The sequence below is a fragment of the Neisseria flavescens genome (assembly GCF_005221285.1).
GTDB lineage: Bacteria > Pseudomonadota > Gammaproteobacteria > Burkholderiales > Neisseriaceae > Neisseria > Neisseria flavescens.
Genome location: NZ_CP039886.1, coordinates 1,300,778 through 1,318,471 on the forward strand (window position 1 = coordinate 1,300,778; position 17,694 = coordinate 1,318,471).

Genomic DNA, 17,694 nt, shown 5'->3' on the forward strand with positions numbered 1-17,694 from the left:
ATCAGACCTCTTCTTTCTCTAGAAAGGAGGTGATCCAGCCGCAGGTTCCCCTACGGCTACCTTGTTACGACTTCACCCCAGTCATGAAGCATACCGTGGTAAGCGGACTCCTTGCGGTTACCCTACCTACTTCTGGTATCCCCCACTCCCATGGTGTGACGGGCGGTGTGTACAAGACCCGGGAACGTATTCACCGCAGTATGCTGACCTGCGATTACTAGCGATTCCGACTTCATGCACTCGAGTTGCAGAGTGCAATCCGGACTACGATCGGTTTTGTGAGATTGGCTCCACCTCGCGGCTTGGCTACCCTCTGTACCGACCATTGTATGACGTGTGAAGCCCTGGTCATAAGGGCCATGAGGACTTGACGTCATCCCCACCTTCCTCCGGCTTGTCACCGGCAGTCTCATTAGAGTGCCCAACTAAATGATGGCAACTAATGACAAGGGTTGCGCTCGTTGCGGGACTTAACCCAACATCTCACGACACGAGCTGACGACAGCCATGCAGCACCTGTGTTACGGCTCCCGAAGGCACTCCTCCGTCTCTGGAGGATTCCGTACATGTCAAGACCAGGTAAGGTTCTTCGCGTTGCATCGAATTAATCCACATCATCCACCGCTTGTGCGGGTCCCCGTCAATTCCTTTGAGTTTTAATCTTGCGACCGTACTCCCCAGGCGGTCAATTTCACGCGTTAGCTACGCTACTAAGCAATCAAGTTGCCCAACAGCTAATTGACATCGTTTAGGGCGTGGACTACCAGGGTATCTAATCCTGTTTGCTACCCACGCTTTCGAGCATGAACGTCAGTGTTATCCCAGGAGGCTGCCTTCGCCATCGGTATTCCTCCACATCTCTACGCATTTCACTGCTACACGTGGAATTCTACCTCCCTCTGACACACTCTAGTTACCCAGTTCAGAACGCAGTTCCCGGGTTGAGCCCGGGGATTTCACATCCTGCTTAAGTAACCGTCTGCGCTCGCTTTACGCCCAGTAATTCCGATTAACGCTCGCACCCTACGTATTACCGCGGCTGCTGGCACGTAGTTAGCCGGTGCTTATTCTTCAGGTACCGTCATCAGCTGTCGATATTAGCAACAGCCTTTTCTTCCCTGACAAAAGTCCTTTACAACCCGAAGGCCTTCTTCAGACACGCGGCATGGCTGGATCAGGCTTGCGCCCATTGTCCAAAATTCCCCACTGCTGCCTCCCGTAGGAGTCTGGGCCGTGTCTCAGTCCCAGTGTGGCGGATCATCCTCTCAGACCCGCTACTGATCGTCGCCTTGGTAGGCCTTTACCCCACCAACTAACTAATCAGATATCGGCCGCTCGAATAACGCAAGGCCCGAAGGTCCCCTGCTTTCCTCCTCAGAGAATATGCGGTATTAGCTAATCTTTCGATTAGTTATCCCCCATTACTCGGTACGTTCCGATATATTACTCACCCGTTCGCCACTCGCCACCCAAGAAGCAAGCTTCTCTGTGCTGCCGTCCGACTTGCATGTGTAAAGCATGCCGCCAGCGTTCAATCTGAGCCAGGATCAAACTCTTATGTTCAATCTCTAACTTATAACTTCTGGTCTGCTTCAAAGAAACCGACAGGACAATGTCTAAAACATCATCTTGTCTGTCTTTCAAACAGTGTGAGGCCTAATGCACTCACACTTATCGGTAATCTGTTTTTTAAAGAGCGAATCGAATTATACAGTATATTTAGCAAATGTCAACTAAAATTATCGATAATTCTAACTAACTGTGTTATACTGTCTGCTTCATTTTCTTCACCGCGTCAGCAGCGAAGAACCGAACTATACGCCTCCAAACAAAACCAGTCAACACCCAATTTCAAAAAAAATTAAAATTTTTTCACAACTATCTGTATTTAAATAATTTAAAATTTATTAGATTTTATCGTTCGATAGATAAAACAGACATCCTAAGATAAATAGTCCTGCGGCTTTACTCTTATTTGCCACATTCAAACACTCTATATCCTTATATTACTGGAGCTTTAGCCCTATCTACTCTTACAATCTCTACTTTCTCCAATAAAACAATCATAAATTTAGAATAGTCCCCGTTATGAGTAACGAAAAGATTCAACAAAAATTTGAACAAGCATATCACTCTTTTATCGAAGAGGAAAATTACGAGGAAGCGCTAAAACGCGCTGAGATTCTTTGCCTTCTCAATCCCCAATCTGCAGAATTTCATCATAAAGTTGCTTATGCCTATCTGAAGCAATTGAAATGGGAAAAAGCCATTGAGGCTGAAATGAAAACGCTAGAGCTGGATAGTACCTATATTCCTGCTTTGGATTTACTTGCACATGCTTATGGCGCTCTAGATAATTGGGAAAAAACCGGGTTTTACGGTCATCAGGCTTTGGTTCTAAAAGACAAAGCCATCCCAGGCCTAGAACATGAAATCATTCCAACACCAACTCCAAAAAACGGCAAACGGATTATCTCCTTTTCTTTATTTGGCAATAATTCCAAATATATTGAGCCTGCTGTCTTAAATACCCAGCTTACGCCTGTGCTTTTCCCCGGTTGGACATGTCGTTTTTATGTCGATGATTCTGTATCGGCTGAAGCTATTCAACGATTCAGAAATAATGGTGCAGAAGTAATTAAGGTCGGCGCTCCATTGGATAACTGGCCGGGTACGATGTGGCGCTTTCTTGCCATTAATGATCCCGAGGTTGAATACGTTATTTTCCGTGATGCAGATTCTATCATTTGCTATCGTGATGCAGCGGCCGTATCCGAATGGATAAAAAGTGGTACCCTATTCCACACTATTCGCGACTCAGGCTCGCATACCGCCCTAATTCTTGCAGGTATGTGGGGCGCTAAAGCGGGTGCAGTCCCAGATATGCAGGAAAGAATTCAAAACTTTGTCGACGAGGGCTACCCTTCCAGACATTTTGCCGACCAAGATTTTCTAGAAAAAGAGTTGTGGGCCTATATCCGTCAGAACCTGTTTGCACATGACAGATTATTTAATTTCTGTAATGCACACGAAATTCCCGGCGAGTTCTACCCTAATTATCAAATCACTTTCAGCGAAGGGGTCACCAGCTTTAACGCAACAACTGATTATGAAGACAGCAGTCTGGCAAGATGGACGCTGTACTCCAGTGCTTCGCCTTTGGTCAATCCGGACTACTCGCTCAATGTTGTTCCTGAATTGAAAGTCTGCAGTTATGTGACTGAAGTGAAAAACGGGGCGGTTTCAGCATTTTTGCCGAAGAGATATGGCAATGCGATTAAAGCAAAACTGGCCAGAATCAACATTGAACAAATCTAATTTGATTTGATTCCTAATATACCTCATTTAATGAACCCATTATTTATGAGCAAACACATTCTCCTCGGCATTACCGGCGGTATTGCGGCGTATAAATCTTGCGAACTGGTCAGACTACTGAAAAAGCAAGGACATTCTGTATCGGTGGTAATGACGAATTCTGCGACAGAATTTGTCTCCCCACTGACTTTCCAAGCTTTAACCGGCAACCCTGTTTTATCGGATACCTATTCAGGTGCTTCCAATAACGGCATGGCGCACATCAACCTGACGCGTGAAGCCGACGCATTTCTTATTGCGCCAGCCACTGCCAATACGATCGCCAAAATTGCCAACGGATCGGCAGACAACCTGCTGACTACTTTGGCCGCAGCCAGAAAATGTCCTTTGGCCGTTGCACCTGCAATGAATGTCGAAATGTGGAACAACCCTGCCAACCTGCGCAATATTGAGCAACTGGTTTCAGACGGCATTACCGTGTTTTACCCCAACAGTGGCGAACAGGCTTGCGGCGAAACAGGCACAGGCAGAATGGTCGAAGCGGTCGATCTGGCAGATTTGCTAGAAGATTTATGGACACCCAAGCTACTGAGTAGCAAAAAAGTTCTGATTACAGCCGGCGCAACGTTTGAAACCATCGATCCTGTTCGCGGCATTACCAATATTTCCAGCGGACAAATGGGCATGGCTTTAGCGCGTGCGTGCCGTGCTGCCGGAGCAAAAGTCACGCTGATTTACGGTCAAATTCAGACAGCCTTGCCAGCAGGCTTGGCTCATTCCGAACAGGCTATCAGCGCAGAAGCCATGTATCAGGCAGTTCACCGCCATATCCATGAGCAAGATGTCTTTATTTCCGTTGCAGCCGTTGCAGACTATAAAGTCAAAAACAGCAGCAATGAGAAACTGAAGAAAAACGGCAATCAGCCGCCAGTTATCGAACTGACGGAAAATCCGGACATTCTCGCATCCGTTGCCACCCTGCCTTCTCCACCATTCTGCGTCGGCTTTGCTGCGGAAAGCCATCAGGTTTTGGAATTTGCTCGGACAAAACGTTTGCGCAAAAACGTACCGATGCTGGTGGCCAACCAAGTTTCCGTTTCCATGGGCAAGCCAACCAATCAAATCACCATTATTGATGACCTTGCCGAAACCTCATTTCCGGAAACATCCAAACGCCAAGCAGCGGATGAAATCGTCAAACGCCTGGCTGAATTGTTGGCTTAATCAAACAAAAGGCCGTCTGAAAATTTTTCAGACGGCCTTTGTTCAAACACATCAAATCACAAACCCAATTCGCGCAGGAAACGAATATCGTCTGCCCAACCGGATTTCACTTTCACCCAAATCTTCAAAAAGACTTTGGTATCAAATAATTTTTCCATATCAAGGCGGGCTTCAGTAGAAATTTTCTTCAATTTCTCCCCACCCTTGCCAATCAAAATCGCCTTTTGGCTGTCTTTATCGACCAACACCGCGATATAAATGCGGAACAGTCCGCTTTCCTCTTCCTCAAACTGCTCCACTTCAACATTCATCGCATACGGTAGTTCTTCGCCCAAATAGCGGAACAGTTTTTCACGCACAATTTCCATCGCCAGGAATCGGCTGGATTTATCCGTCACCATATCTTCCGGATACATCGGGATACTTTCCGGCAGATAAGGCTTGAGCAGTTCCAACAGATTGGCAATACGCAGGCCATGTTTCGCGCTGACTGCCTCGCTGGCGGTAAATTCAAACTCTTGGCGTACTTCATTGATAAAAGCCTCAAGCGCAAATTTGTCTTTGGCTTTATCTTTATCGATTTTATTGACCACCAATACCACAGGCGTATGCTTAGGCAACTGCTTCAGTACCACGCGGTCGGCATCGGTAAAGCGCATGGCTTCCACCACAAAAACCACCACGTCCACGCCGCTCAACGCTTCGGTTACGTTTTGATTAAGACGGTCATTCAAGGCATTGCGGTGATTGGTTTGAAAACCCGGCGTATCGACAAACACAAATTGCGCCGTGTCGTCGGTGTAAATACCGGTGACACGGTTGCGCGTGGTTTGTGCTTTTTTACTGGTAATACTGATTTTCTGACCGATTAAATGGTTCATCAACGTGGATTTGCCGACATTCGGGCGACCCACGATGGCCACAAAGCCACAACGATAATCCGTCGGATGTTGCGACTCGTTTTGTAAAAAGGTTTCGATATCCATTTATATATGACTTTCTTGATTGTTTCAGACGGCCTTTGCATTTTCTCAAAGGCCGTCTGAAATATTATTTTTTAGCTTTTTTCAAAGGAAACTTCTGTTCCAACCATTCTAAGGCTTCACATGCCGCTTTTTGCTCGGCCACTTTCCGACTGCTGCCGCGTGCATTGCAGATGAAACCAAGTTCACCCAAATCGCAGGAAATCACAAACATCGCATCAGCCGTCTGCTCCGCCTGCTCTTCGATTCGGTATTTCGGCAGGGCGAAGCGGCGTGCCTGCAAGGCTTCCTGCAAAGCGGTTTTACTGTCTTTCTTGCCGATATTCAAATCCGCACGTTTCACGCGTTCCGCAAACAAATGGCGAACCACTTTTTCCGCCGCAGAAAAATCAGCGTCAAAGCTGACCGCCGCAAACATCGCTTCCATCGCGTCGGCCAAAATCGAAGGCCGTCTGAAACCGCCGCTCTTCAACTCGCCGGCACCCAAATACAAACCGTCGCCGACATTCATTTCCAACGCGATTTCAGCCAACACGCCTTCATTTACCAAAGCCGCGCGCATCCGCGACAACTCGCCTTCCGACAATTTCGGAAACGCGTCAAACAACATCCGCGCCACGGAATAGTTCAAAATCGAATCGCCGACAAATTCAAAACGCTCATTGTGTTTGGCATTGTAGCTGCGGTGGGTCAAAGCCTGCTGAAGCAGCTCCATATTGCGGAACTCATAGCCTAGACGCTTTTGAATCGATCGATGCGCCTGCTTTTTGAGCAAATCAGGTTTCATTCCATACTTTCAAAAAACAGCCGGAAAGCACGCCTCATCCGCAGTGAAACAAAATAAAAAGGCTACATCGGCAACTTTTTTATTTTGGCTCATTGTTTCTTGCGTCCCTCAAGCCGATAAACAATCAAAAGCCGTCATGTTCAAACCTGACGGCACTCGCCGACATTGTACCATCAAACCGCCCCTGCACACATCCGTGCGGAAAAGCGGCGAATCGTGTAAAATCATGCCAAATCATCTCTTTGTCAACTCCATGAACAAATTTGCCCAAGCATTGGCCGCAGCGCTCGACCGCTGCATCGTCACCAACACCGTCGCCGAACAAGGCGAGCCCGTCGGCTTCCTCTACCGCGAAGCCCCCGTATTTGAAAACGACAGCGGCTGGCGTATTTTCAGCGGCGACGAAACCGACGAATACACCGATAATCCCGACAACTTCAGCATTGTCAGCCTCTCCGCCATTACCGCAGACAATCCCGACATCGCGCCCCTGCTGACTCAGGCAGAAGGCAGTGCGTGGGAATTGAACGAAGACGGCGAGTTCCAAGCCGTTGCCGATTGGCAGCCGCAAGAATAACCCATCCCCATTTCGTTTCAGACGGCATTCCCTATAACAAGGCCGTCTGAAACCGAGCCGAATCCCTATTTCACAAATATTGAAGGAATCATCATGAACATTATCGAACCACGCCTCGATGGCACCAACTTGCGCATCGGCATCGTTCAAGCCCGTTTTACCAACGAAATCGGCAGCGAAATGGTCAAAGTTTGCTGCCGCACCTTAAAAGAATTGGGCGTATCCGAAGACAACATCACGCTTGCCACCGTTCCCGGCGCGCTTGAAGTACCTATCGCGCTGATGAACCTCGCTTCATCCGAACAATTCGATGCCCTGATCGCCATCGGCGTTGTGATTCGTGGCGAAACCTACCACTTTGAATTGGTATCCAATGAGTCCGGCTCAGGTGTCAGCCGCGTTGCCCTTGACTACAACATCCCTATCGCCAACGCCATCCTGACGACTGAAAACGACGAACAAGCCGTTGCGCGTATCGAAGAAAAAGCCTCCGATGCCGCCAAAGTTGCCGTAGAATGTGCCAACTTGGTCAACCATCTTTTGTCAGAACAATACGAAGACGACGAAGAATAAGCTTCTCCCCGTATTGAATACCGCATATTTTCAGACGGCCTCTCAATCATGACATTGAGGCCGTCTGAATCATTCAATATTCAGCCGACAACCATCGGCACTCTCTTCACAAGGAATACCCATGAAAAGCCCACGCCGCCGCGCACGCGAGCTTGCCGTACAAGCCATTTATCAAGCAGGCATCAACAAAACTGCCGCTCCCGAAATCGCCAAAAACATCCACGAACTGTCTCAAACATCCAATATGGATGAAGAGCTGTTCAACAAACTGTTTTTCGGCGCACAAACACATGCCGCAGAATACATGGAAAAAATCAGCCCCCTGCTCGACCGCGACGAGAAAGACCTTAGTCCTATCGAACGCGCCGTTTTGCTGGTTGCCTGTCATGAATTGAGCACCATGCCTGAGACCCCCTACCCTGTCATCATCAACGAAGCCATCGAAGTCACCAAAACTTTCGGCGGCACCGATGGCCATAAATTCGTCAACGGCATCCTCGACCAACTGGCTTCCCGCATCCGCCCTGACGAACCGCGCCGCAAAGGCTAAGATGGGCTTCACATCAGGTCAAAATTACTGATCTTCGCCCTGTTTAGGCTAATCTGCTTATACAGCCAAACCATTAAAAAGGCCGTCTGAATTTCAGACGGCCTTTTATATTTCGATTTATTTTGATTTTGGCATTTCATAACCGGGACAGTTTTGCTTGTCGCTGTTTGCCCAGATGATACCGCTGTCGTTGTAATAAACCGTACAGGTTTCATTTGCGTTGGTTTCTTTGTTAGGCTCTGCCTTCAAAATATAACCTGAATCGGAAGGATTAGGCATAGAAGCCGTACCTTCGGAAAAATCAATATCAAAATATTGATTCTGCTGTAAATTTTTAGCAGGAAAATCCTTAAATGTCCTTTTTTGAGTGTAGTAGCGTTCGAGCTGTTGGGCGTTATAAAGCATCTGCGTGCGGACGGCGGCAAGGCGCGTTTGGCGGATGTAGTTTTGATAAGACGGATATGCGATGGTAGCGAGAATAGCTGCAATCACAACGACTATCAGCAGCTCGATAAGCGTGAAGCCTTGTTGGTGTTTCATTGTATTTATGTCATGAATAATTAGAATAAGACGTGGATATTATAGTAGTTTTCTTGCGACTTAAATGTTCAGATTCGGAGGGAGTTTGGGAATTTATGTAAATGAGGTGCAAGTTCTGAAAAATGTTTACTACCCTTTATTTTTTATTTCAATAAGTTAAACTTCAATTTGAGCCGACCGTCTCTTGGTTGGCCTTGCTCTTTACAGTAAAATCCAGTTGTTTTTTTTGTTTCTATCAATACATTTGTTGCTTGTCTGCAACGTTATTTTATTGAATTGGTTCCTTTTATATGTCTAAAGTTTTCAAGTGGGCGGCCGGTACGGCTGTTATCGTAGCTGCGGCTTTCGGCGGCTGGTCTTTGATGAAGCCTGAGCCTCAGTCTTCTTTTATTACAGAAGTGGTCAAACGCGGCGATATTCGTCAAACCGTGTCGGCAACCGGCGAAATCTCGCCTTCCAATTTGGTATCCGTAGGCGCGGAAGCTTCAGGTCAGATTAAAAAACTATATGTAAAACTGGGCCAGCAAGTGAAAAAAGGCGATTTGATTGCGGAAATCAACTCAACCAATCAGATCAATACCTTAAATACTGAAAAATCCAAACTGGAAACCTATCAGGCAAAATTGGTTTCTGCCGAAATCGCGCTTTCCAGTGCGGAGAAAAAATATAAACGCGAACTTGCCTTATGGAAAGAACAAGCAACTTCCAAAGAAGACTTGGAATCTGCACAAGACTCTTTAGCCGCAGCCAAAGCCAATGTCGCCGAACTGAAGGCCGCCATCAAACAATCAAAAATCTCCATCAATACAGCCGAATCCGAACTGGGCCACACGCGGATTACCGCCACCATGGACGGCACCGTAGTCGCCATTCCTGTTGAAGAAGGCCAATCCGTCAATGCGGCGCAATCTACGCCGACCATTATCCAACTGGCCAATCTGGAAACCATGTTAAACAAAATGCAGATTGCCGAGGGCGACATCACGAAAGTCAAAGCCGGTCAGGATATTTCGTTCACCATTTTGTCCGAGCCGGACACCCCGATTAAAGCGAAATTAGACAGCGTCGATCCCGGCCTGACCACCATGTCTTTGGGCAGCTACACCAGCAGCACGGACACGACTTCCAATGCAATTTACTACTATGCCCGCGCACTGGTGCCGAATAATGACGGCAAACTTTCTATCGGTATGACCACTCAAAACACGATCGAAATCAACGGCGTGAAGAATGTCTTACTGGTACCGACGCTGACCGTGAAAAAGCATAACGGCAAAACCTATGTCAGCATTTTGGGTGCAGACAATAAAGCGGTAGAACGCGAAGTAACCGTCGGTTTGAAAGACAGCATGAATACCGAAATCAAAAGCGGCTTGAAAGAAGGCGAAAAAGTGATCGTTTCTGAAATGAGCGCAGATGAAAAGAATAAGAGCAGCGAACGCGCGATGATGGGCGGCGGCCCTCCTCGCTGATTGATTAAGGCCGTCTGAAAGATTTGGCTGTGTTTCAGACGGCCTTAGTTCCTGTATTTCTATTTTTCGCCCGGAAAGATTATGAGTTTAATCGAATGTAAGAATATCAACCGTTTTTTCGGTAACGGTGAAAACCGTGTGCATGTATTGAAAGATGTCAGCCTATCTATTGAGAAAGGCGACTTTGTGGCGATTATCGGTCAGTCCGGTTCAGGTAAATCTACGCTGATGAATATCTTGGGCTGTCTGGATACCGCCACTTCCGGCTCTTATCAAATCGACGGCATCGAAACATCGCAAATGCAGCCGGATGAGCTGGCGGCTTTGCGCCGTGAGCGTTTCGGCTTTATTTTCCAGCGTTACAACCTGTTAAGCTCGCTGACCGCCCGAGACAACGTCGCCCTGCCTGCCGTATATATGGGCATGGACAGTAAAGAGCGCGCGGAACGTGCGAAAAAACTGTTGGGCGATTTGGGTTTGCAAAATAAAGAAGGCAACAAACCCAGCGAACTTTCCGGCGGTCAGCAACAGCGCGTTTCGATTGCCCGCGCGTTGATGAACGGCGGCGAAATCATCTTTGCCGACGAGCCGACCGGCGCATTGGATACCGCCAGCGGTAAAAACGTGATGGAAATCATCCATAAGCTGCACGAAGACGGACATACCGTGATTATGGTCACCCACGATCCGGGCATTGCGGCAAACGCAAACCGCGTCATCGAAATCCGCGACGGTCAGATTATTTCGGATACGTCTAAAAATCCCGACATCCCGCCAAGCAAAGTGGAGAGGATTAAAGAAAAAGCTTCCTGGTCGTTTTATTACGATCAATTTATGGAAGCATTCAAAATGTCGGTACAGGCGATTATGGCGCACAAAATGCGTTCGCTGCTGACCATGCTGGGGATTATCATCGGTATCGCTTCGGTGGTATCGGTAGTGGCATTGGGTAATGGCTCGCAACAAAAAATCTTGGAAGACATCAACTCGATGGGCACAAACACCATCAGCATCTTCCCCGGCCGTGGTTTTGGCGACCGCCGCAGCGGACGGATCAAAACGCTGACGATTAATGACGCAAAAGCCATCAGCCAACAAAGCTACGTCGCCTCCGCCACCCCTCAAACCAACTCCGGCGGTACCTTGACCTACCGCAACACCGACCTGACCGCCTCGCTTTACGGCGTAGGCGAACAATATTTCGACGTGCGCGGTTTGAAATTGGAAGAAGGCCGTCTGTTTGATGATGACGATGTAAAAACCGATGCCCAAGTCGTCGTCATCGACCAAAACACCAAAACCAAACTCTTCGGCGAAGGCGTCAATCCTTTAGGCAAAACCATCCTCTTCAAAAAACGCCCGCTAACCGTCATCGGCATTATGAAAAAGGATGACAACTCGTTCGGCAATTCCGACTCGCTGATGCTTTGGTCGCCGTACACAACGGTTATGCACCAAATTACCGGCGAGAGCCATACCAATTCCATCGTTGTCAAAATCAAAGACGATGCCAACACGCAAGTTGCCGAAAAAAGCCTGACCGAGCTGCTGAAAGCACGCCACGGTACAGAAGATTTCTTTATGAACAACAGCGACAGCATCAAAGAAATGGTGGAAAGCACAACCGGCACCATGACGCTGCTGATTTCTTCCATCGCGGTCATCTCTTTGGTGGTCGGCGGTATCGGCGTGATGAACATCATGCTGGTCTCCGTTACCGAGCGTACCAAAGAAATCGGCGTCCGTATGGCAATCGGCGCACGCCGCAACAATATTTTGCAACAGTTCCTGATTGAGGCCGTTTTAATCTGTATCATTGGCGGCCTGTCAGGCGTATTGTTGTCCGCAAGCATCAGCCTGGTGTTCAACTACTTTGTCACCGACTTCCCGATGAGCATTTCCATGACTTCCGTCATCGGCGCAGTGGTCTGCTCCACCGCCATCGGCGTCGCGTTTGGCTTTATGCCTGCCAATAAAGCTTCCAAGCTCAACCCGATTGATGCGCTGGCTCAGGATTGATTATGTTTCAGACGGCTTCCAAACCAAAGGCTAAAACATGAGTCCCGACAAAGTACAACGAAACAAGTTGAACACGCTGACCGACCTGCCCAATGTCGGCAAAGCCGTGGCAGAGGATTTGGCTTTGCTCGGCATTACGCAGCCGCAGGATTTGGCGGGGCGGGACGCTTACGAAATGTACGACCGCCTGTGCAGCCTGACCTCAACCCGACACGATCCCTGCATGATCGATATTTTTCTGTCACTGGTTGATTTTATGCAGGGGAACGAACCGAAGCCGTGGTGGCATTTTACGGAACAGAGAAAAGCGTTTTTAGCCGATAAATAAACGCAGCCGATGAGATTGTTCAGACGACCTCGCTACCTTTCAGGTCGTCTGAAACCTTAAACCGAAAGATACGATATGCAGAAAAAACCTTTTTTTCAGACGGCATTATCCCTGTCGCTCGCCCTTGCCCTAAGTGCGTGCGCCGCACCTAAAGCCAATCCAAACCTGACGCTGGAAGCGACCGGCCAAGTCATGAGTGCGGCGGAAACTGCCGACCGCTACGATGTAAACGGCAACTGGTGGGAAATCTACCAAAGCCAGCAGCTTAATACGCTGATGGAGCAGGCGTTGGCGAACAATGTCGATTTGAAACAAGCCGCCATCAGCGTCAACAAGGCTTTGTACCAAGCCAATATTTTGGGTGCGGATTTGGTGCCTTCGTTCAGCGGCTCGTTGGGCGCGAACGCTTCTAAAAACCTGAAAACCGGCAGCCACGGCAATACCTTCAGCAGCCAGCTCGGTTTGAGCTACGAATTGGATTTGTGGCGCAAACTCAGTGCCACTGCCGATGCGCAGGTATGGGAATACCAAGCCACGCATGAAGACATGGCCAATACACGCCTGACTTTGATTAATAATGTCGCCGATGCGTATTTCAATATCGCCTATCTGAACGAAGCCATCGAGTTGGCAAAAAAATCGCTGAAGCAATATCAGGAAATCAACCTCATTGCGAATACCAAGTTTCGCTACGGCCGTGCCGACTCCAGCCAGCCGACCCAAGCCAAACAGTCATTGTTGAACGCAGAAAACAGCCTGTTGTCTTTGCAAAACAATTTGGATACGCAAAAACAGGTTTTGCGTAATTTGTTGAATTTAAGGCCGTCTGAAAACATGGCCGCCGATCCGGCACAATTCCGCCTACTGCCTGTCAAAGGCGTGAACTTGGATGTACCGATTACCGTTTTAGCCAACCGCCCCGACCTGCGCGCCGCCGAATACCGCCTGCAAGCGTCGCAACAATCGGTCAACGCGCAAAAACGCAGTTGGTATCCGTCGATTACTTTGGGTGCAAGTCTGAGTACGTCTTCCGATAAAGCAAAAAGCACGTTCAATATCCCCATGTTGGGCGGCTCGGCCACCATCAATCTGCCTTTCCTTAACTGGCAGACCATGAAATGGAAAGACAAAACCGTACAAGCGGAGATGGACAGTGCCAAGCTGAATTTTGAAAAAGCCCTGACCACCGCGCTCAACGAGGTTAACACCAACTACCTTGCCTATAAAAACGCGCAGGCCGGCCTTGCCAATCAGGAACAGCGTTATCAGTTGGACAAGAAAAACAGCCATTACTATCAAGTACGCTACCAACACGGTAAAAACGAACTGAAAGACTGGCTGGAGGCTTTGAATTCGGAATACAGCTCGGCTCAAAACCTGCTGAACCAACGCTATGAAGCCTTAAAATACGAAAATATGGTGTATAAAGCCATGGCGGGACGTTATACGCCGAAATAGCATTTTCAGACGGCCTTTGGTTAATTTCCGTCAACGGCCGTCTGAAAAACATTCAAGCAACTGAATTTTCATATATAATCGCGCGTTTATTTGATTTTATCCGGACAACATTATGGCCTTCGCCTCTCTCTTTACGCTTTTGGACGACATTACCGCCGTTTTGGACGATGTAGCGATGATGACCAAAGTCGCCGCCAAAAAAACCGCCGGCGTGGTCGGTGACGATTTGGCGCTCAACGCCAATCAGGTAACCGGCGTATCCGCCGAGCGCGAATTGCCGATTATTTGGGCGGTGGCAAAAGGCTCTCTGGTCAACAAGCTGATTCTGGTGCCGCTTGCGCTGTTGCTTTCCGCTTTCCTGCCTGCGCTGATTACGCCCTTGCTGATGATCGGCGGTGTGTATTTGTGTTTTGAAGGCGTGGAAAAACTGTTGCACAAATTTCTGCACCGCAATGAACACGAAGACAGACACGATGCCGAGCCTGAAGTCACAGACGAAAAAACAAAAGTTAAAGGCGCGGTCCGCACAGATTTCATCCTCTCCGCCGAAATCATCATTATCGCGCTGGGCGTTGTTGAAAAATATGACCTGATGACGCGTTCTTTGGTTATGGCCGCCATCGGTGTCGGCATGACGGTATTGGTCTATGGTTTGGTCGGCATTATCGTCAAACTTGACGACCTCGGCATGATGTTGATGCGCCAAAAAAGCGCCGCCGTGCAAGGTATCGGACGCGGTTTGATTTCATTTATGCCTTGGTTTATGCGCGGTTTGAGCATTGTCGGCACGCTGGCGATGTTCTTGGTCGGCGGCGGACTGATTGCCCACAACCTTGGCCTTTTGCACGATTTCCTCCATGCGCAGCATTGGGACAGCGGCATGATGGAACATATCGCCAATTTGGTGGTTGGAGTAGGCGCCGGTGCATTGGCTTGCGCAATCGTCCTGCCTGCAATGAAATTATTTCAAAAAGACTGATTTTGTTTCCCTGCCGTCTAAAAATTTTTCAGACGGCCTCAATACCATTTAAAGCATGAATATTTTCCGTAAACTCGAACAATATTGGCAACATCCGCTGCTGTACTGGCCGCTGGTTATCTTGATTGCCGCCGCTACACCGTTCACTTTCGCCCCGTATTATCATTTCTGGCTGATGCCGCTGTTGTTTGGCGCGCTGATACGCCTGATTGAATTGCGTCCGCGCTTTGCCGTCATAACAGCCTATCTGTTCGGATTAATCGGTTATACGGCGCAGTTTTATTGGATACACACTGCCTTGCATGATGTTTCGGGTTTGCCGGATTCATACGCCATCCCCCTCACCTTCCTGCTGCCGGCGTTTCTTGCGCTTTATCCGGCCATCTGTTTTTGGGTGTGGAGAAAATGCAACCTGTCGCGCTGGGCCAAAACCGGCCTCCTGCTGCCGATTTTATGGACGCTGGCAGAATTTGCCCGCGAACGTTTCCTGACCGGATTCGGCTGGGGCGCAATCGGCTATTCCCAAATCATCAAAGACAGCCCATTGGCAGGTTTCGCGCCTTTGGGCGGCATTCATATGGTCACGCTGGCAACTGCTTTCCTCAGCGCATGGCTGGTGTTGCTGATTGACAACCACGGCCGTCTGAAACACCGCCTGCTGCCCTTATTCCTTATCGTTGCGCTCTGCTCCGTCGGCTACATTTCCCAACAAACCGAATACACCCGCCCCGACGGCAGCACCAGCACGGTTGCCCTGGTTCAAGGCAACATCGAGCAAAATCTGAAATGGAAGGAAGAGCAAATTATTCCGACCATTCAGAAATACTACGAACAAATCAGTAAGACCAGTGCCGACATCGTCATCCTGCCTGAAACCGCCCTGCCGCTGATGCGTCAAGACCTGCCCGAAGGCATCTTGGAACAATTCGCCGAACAGGCGCAAAGCAACGGCAGCGCATTGGCCATCGGCATCAGCCAATATACGCCCGACGGCAACGGCTACGAAAATGCAGTCATCAATTTGAGCGACTATCACAACAGCACTTCCGATACCATCCCCTACTACGCCAAGAACCACCTCGTTCCATTTGGCGAATACAAGCCCTTGCCCGCCATTACCGAGCGTCTCTATAAAATGATGGATATGCCTTTGGCCGACTTTCAAAAAGGCGGCGACAACCAAGCGCCTTTGGTGATGAAGGATCAAAAAGTCGCCTTCAATATCTGCTATGAAGACGGTTTCGGCGACGAACTCATCGCAACGGCGAAACGCTCCACCCTGCTCGCCAACATCAGCAATATGGCGTGGTACGGCAAATCCAATGCCATGTATCAGCAGCTTCAACAGTCCCAAGCGCGTGCAATGGAACTGGGCCGCTACATGGTTCGCGCCACCAATACCGGCGCGACTGCCATTATTTCACCTAAAGGTACGATTGTTGCCGAAGCCCAACCGGATACAGAAACCGTCCTCGAAGGCCACGTCAAAGGCTATATCGGCGAAACGCCTTATATGAAAGCAGGCGGCTCAATATGGCTTATCAGCATTTTGGCCGTTATCGGCGTATTCCTTATCCTGATTGGCCGGAAAAAACCAGAATAAAAAATTTTAAGACCTTGTTATACAAGGTCTTTTTTATTACTCAAACTATTTACATACAGAAATGTTTGTAATATACTTAATCAAAACCAAGTAAATCACTCAAATTTTCTAAGACAATCCACCCTTGCGATTTAAACAGTAAAAACTATTGAATCTATCGTTAATTTACAGAAAAAATCCAACCCATAACAAAACAAACCACAGGCAGTGTTATACTGTTTGTCACACAATAAACAAAAGCCGTCTTCAGACGGCCCAATCAAGGAAAGCACCCTTCATGAATAAAGCTTTTGCATTACCCGTTATCCACAGCGGCAACGGTAGCCTCGAGCAATACATTCATACTGTCAACAGCATTCCCATGCTTACCGCCGAAGAAGAAACACAACTGGCGGAACGTCAACAAAAAGGCGACCTCAATGCCGCCAAACAGCTTATTCTGTCCCATCTTCGCGTCGTCGTATCCATTGCGCGCGGCTACGACGGCTACGGCCTCAACCAAGCCGACCTGATTCAAGAAGGCAATATCGGCCTGATGAAAGCCGTCAAACGCTACGAACCAAGCCGCGGCGCGCGCCTGTTTTCGTTTGCCGTGCATTGGATTAAAGCCGAAATCCACGAATTCATTTTGCGCAACTGGCGTTTGGTCCGCGTTGCCACAACCAAACCGCAACGCAAATTGTTCTTCAATCTGCGCAGCATGCGTAAAAACCTGAATGCCTTGTCTCCAAAAGAAGCACAAGAAATCGCCGACGATTTGGGCGTCAAATTGTCCGAAGTCTTGGAAATGGAACAACGCATGACCGGTCACGATATCGGCATCATGGCAGAAAACAACGATGACGAGGACAACTTTGCCCCTATTGACTGGTTGGCCGACCACGATGCAGAGCCTAGCCGTCAGTTGTCCAAACAAGCCCACTACGCCCTGCAAACCGAAGGTCTGCAAAACGCCTTGGCGCAACTGGACGACCGCAGCCGCCGTATCGTTGAAAGCCGCTGGTTACAAGACGATGGCGGTTTGACCCTGCACGAATTGGCTGCCGAATACGGCGTATCTGCCGAACGCATCCGCCAAATCGAAGCCAAAGCCATGCAAAAACTGCGCGGTTTCTTGGCAGAAGAAGCAGAAGCCGTTTAAGCCTTTCATTATAAAAGGCCGTCTGAATCTTTTCAGACGGCCTTTTCGATAGCAAACCTCATTGCATCTTCTCCCCCAACACATTCATTTTAAAGCCCACTTAAGCTATAATACCCACCACACACACTATCCAGTCATACCA

The 17,694-nt window shown here is 48.6% G+C and carries 15 protein-coding genes and 1 rRNA gene; 12 read left to right on the forward strand and 4 right to left on the reverse strand.

The annotated features are described in order from the left end of the window. Positions 1–22: 22 nt before the first annotated feature. Positions 23–1,563: ribosomal RNA gene (locus FAH67_RS06675) — 16S ribosomal RNA — on the reverse strand. Positions 1,564–2,088: 525 nt separating this feature from the next. Between FAH67_RS06675 and FAH67_RS06685 the strand changes: the two genes are divergently transcribed. After that, positions 2,089–3,318, forward strand: coding sequence for a tetratricopeptide repeat protein (locus tag FAH67_RS06685; RefSeq protein WP_003679338.1), 1,230 nt, complete (start codon positions 2,089–2,091; stop codon positions 3,316–3,318). A gap of 45 nt (positions 3,319–3,363) precedes the next feature. After that, positions 3,364–4,542, forward strand: a complete 1,179-nt coding sequence (coaBC, locus tag FAH67_RS06690) for a bifunctional phosphopantothenoylcysteine decarboxylase/phosphopantothenate--cysteine ligase CoaBC (RefSeq protein WP_039863525.1) — start codon at positions 3,364–3,366, stop codon at positions 4,540–4,542. 56 nt (positions 4,543–4,598) lie between these two features. Here coaBC and era read toward each other — a convergent pair whose 3' ends face one another. Beyond that, the gene (gene era, locus FAH67_RS06695; RefSeq protein ID WP_003679342.1) at positions 4,599–5,528 is read right to left on the reverse strand and encodes a GTPase Era; all 930 of its coding nucleotides are present in this window, start codon (positions 5,526–5,528) and stop codon (positions 4,599–4,601) included. A gap of 64 nt (positions 5,529–5,592) precedes the next feature. Further along, on the reverse strand, positions 5,593–6,312 hold the full coding sequence (gene rnc, locus FAH67_RS06700; RefSeq protein WP_003679344.1) for a ribonuclease III: 720 nt from the start codon (positions 6,310–6,312) through the stop codon (positions 5,593–5,595). A 253-nt stretch (positions 6,313–6,565) separates the two neighbouring features. On the opposite strand from rnc, the gene FAH67_RS06705 reads away from it, so the two are divergent. The 3 genes from FAH67_RS06705 (at position 6,566) to nusB (ending at position 8,012) form a co-directional block, all read left to right on the forward strand. Continuing rightward, the gene (locus FAH67_RS06705) at positions 6,566–6,889 is read left to right on the forward strand and encodes a DUF2185 domain-containing protein (protein ID WP_003748560.1); all 324 of its coding nucleotides are present in this window, start codon (positions 6,566–6,568) and stop codon (positions 6,887–6,889) included. A gap of 93 nt (positions 6,890–6,982) precedes the next feature. Beyond that, the gene (gene ribH / locus FAH67_RS06710; RefSeq protein WP_003679346.1) at positions 6,983–7,462 is read left to right on the forward strand and encodes a 6,7-dimethyl-8-ribityllumazine synthase; all 480 of its coding nucleotides are present in this window, start codon (positions 6,983–6,985) and stop codon (positions 7,460–7,462) included. Positions 7,463–7,583: 121 nt separating this feature from the next. Further along, the gene (gene nusB, locus FAH67_RS06715; protein WP_003679347.1) at positions 7,584–8,012 is read left to right on the forward strand and encodes a transcription antitermination factor NusB; all 429 of its coding nucleotides are present in this window, start codon (positions 7,584–7,586) and stop codon (positions 8,010–8,012) included. Positions 8,013–8,129: 117 nt separating this feature from the next. Here nusB and FAH67_RS06720 read toward each other — a convergent pair whose 3' ends face one another. Further along, the gene (locus FAH67_RS06720; RefSeq protein WP_003679349.1) at positions 8,130–8,552 is read right to left on the reverse strand and encodes a type IV pilin protein; all 423 of its coding nucleotides are present in this window, start codon (positions 8,550–8,552) and stop codon (positions 8,130–8,132) included. 290 nt (positions 8,553–8,842) lie between these two features. Here FAH67_RS06720 and FAH67_RS06725 point away from each other — a divergent pair, with 290 nt between their 5' ends. From FAH67_RS06725 to rpoH, 7 genes are all read left to right on the forward strand, one after another. Then, a complete protein-coding gene (locus FAH67_RS06725) occupies positions 8,843–10,024 on the forward strand; it encodes an efflux RND transporter periplasmic adaptor subunit (protein WP_003679351.1) in 1,182 nt (393 codons plus the stop codon). 81 nt (positions 10,025–10,105) lie between these two features. Then, positions 10,106–12,043 (forward strand): MacB family efflux pump subunit, encoded by a 1,938-nt coding sequence (locus FAH67_RS06730; protein WP_003679353.1) that lies wholly within the window; start codon positions 10,106–10,108, stop codon positions 12,041–12,043. Between the two features lie 37 nt (positions 12,044–12,080). Continuing rightward, positions 12,081–12,371: a helix-hairpin-helix domain-containing protein gene (locus FAH67_RS06735; RefSeq protein ID WP_003679355.1), complete on the forward strand. Its 291-nt coding sequence runs from the start codon at positions 12,081–12,083 to the stop codon at positions 12,369–12,371. 75 nt (positions 12,372–12,446) lie between these two features. Next, the gene (locus tag FAH67_RS06740; RefSeq protein ID WP_003679357.1) at positions 12,447–13,829 is read left to right on the forward strand and encodes a TolC family protein; all 1,383 of its coding nucleotides are present in this window, start codon (positions 12,447–12,449) and stop codon (positions 13,827–13,829) included. Between the two features lie 112 nt (positions 13,830–13,941). Then, a complete protein-coding gene (locus FAH67_RS06745; protein ID WP_112890874.1) occupies positions 13,942–14,808 on the forward strand; it encodes a DUF808 domain-containing protein in 867 nt (288 codons plus the stop codon). Between the two features lie 55 nt (positions 14,809–14,863). Beyond that, complete coding sequence (lnt, locus tag FAH67_RS06750) at positions 14,864–16,411, forward strand: apolipoprotein N-acyltransferase (RefSeq protein WP_003679364.1); 1,548 nt, start codon at positions 14,864–14,866, stop codon at positions 16,409–16,411. A 277-nt stretch (positions 16,412–16,688) separates the two neighbouring features. After that, the gene (gene rpoH, locus FAH67_RS06755) at positions 16,689–17,552 is read left to right on the forward strand and encodes an RNA polymerase sigma factor RpoH (protein ID WP_004519690.1); all 864 of its coding nucleotides are present in this window, start codon (positions 16,689–16,691) and stop codon (positions 17,550–17,552) included. The last annotated feature ends 142 nt before the right edge of the window (positions 17,553–17,694 follow it).

Excerpts from the sequence above, each read along its gene's own strand:
- FAH67_RS06685 (WP_003679338.1), top strand. The coding sequence starts at position 2,089 with ATGAGTAACGAAAAGATTCAACAAAAATTTGAACAAGCATATCACTCT.
- coaBC (WP_039863525.1), top strand. The coding sequence starts at position 3,364 with ATGAGCAAACACATTCTCCTCGGCATTACCGGCGGTATTGCGGCGTAT.
- era (WP_003679342.1), bottom strand. The coding sequence starts at position 5,528 with ATGGATATCGAAACCTTTTTACAAAACGAGTCGCAACATCCGACGGAT.
- rnc (WP_003679344.1), bottom strand. The coding sequence starts at position 6,312 with ATGAAACCTGATTTGCTCAAAAAGCAGGCGCATCGATCGATTCAAAAG.
- FAH67_RS06705 (WP_003748560.1), top strand. The coding sequence starts at position 6,566 with ATGAACAAATTTGCCCAAGCATTGGCCGCAGCGCTCGACCGCTGCATC.
- ribH (WP_003679346.1), top strand. The coding sequence starts at position 6,983 with ATGAACATTATCGAACCACGCCTCGATGGCACCAACTTGCGCATCGGC.
- nusB (WP_003679347.1), top strand. The coding sequence starts at position 7,584 with ATGAAAAGCCCACGCCGCCGCGCACGCGAGCTTGCCGTACAAGCCATT.
- FAH67_RS06720 (WP_003679349.1), bottom strand. The coding sequence starts at position 8,552 with ATGAAACACCAACAAGGCTTCACGCTTATCGAGCTGCTGATAGTCGTT.
- FAH67_RS06725 (WP_003679351.1), top strand. The coding sequence starts at position 8,843 with ATGTCTAAAGTTTTCAAGTGGGCGGCCGGTACGGCTGTTATCGTAGCT.
- FAH67_RS06730 (WP_003679353.1), top strand. The coding sequence starts at position 10,106 with ATGAGTTTAATCGAATGTAAGAATATCAACCGTTTTTTCGGTAACGGT.
- FAH67_RS06735 (WP_003679355.1), top strand. The coding sequence starts at position 12,081 with ATGAGTCCCGACAAAGTACAACGAAACAAGTTGAACACGCTGACCGAC.
- FAH67_RS06740 (WP_003679357.1), top strand. The coding sequence starts at position 12,447 with ATGCAGAAAAAACCTTTTTTTCAGACGGCATTATCCCTGTCGCTCGCC.
- FAH67_RS06745 (WP_112890874.1), top strand. The coding sequence starts at position 13,942 with ATGGCCTTCGCCTCTCTCTTTACGCTTTTGGACGACATTACCGCCGTT.
- lnt (WP_003679364.1), top strand. The coding sequence starts at position 14,864 with ATGAATATTTTCCGTAAACTCGAACAATATTGGCAACATCCGCTGCTG.
- rpoH (WP_004519690.1), top strand. The coding sequence starts at position 16,689 with ATGAATAAAGCTTTTGCATTACCCGTTATCCACAGCGGCAACGGTAGC.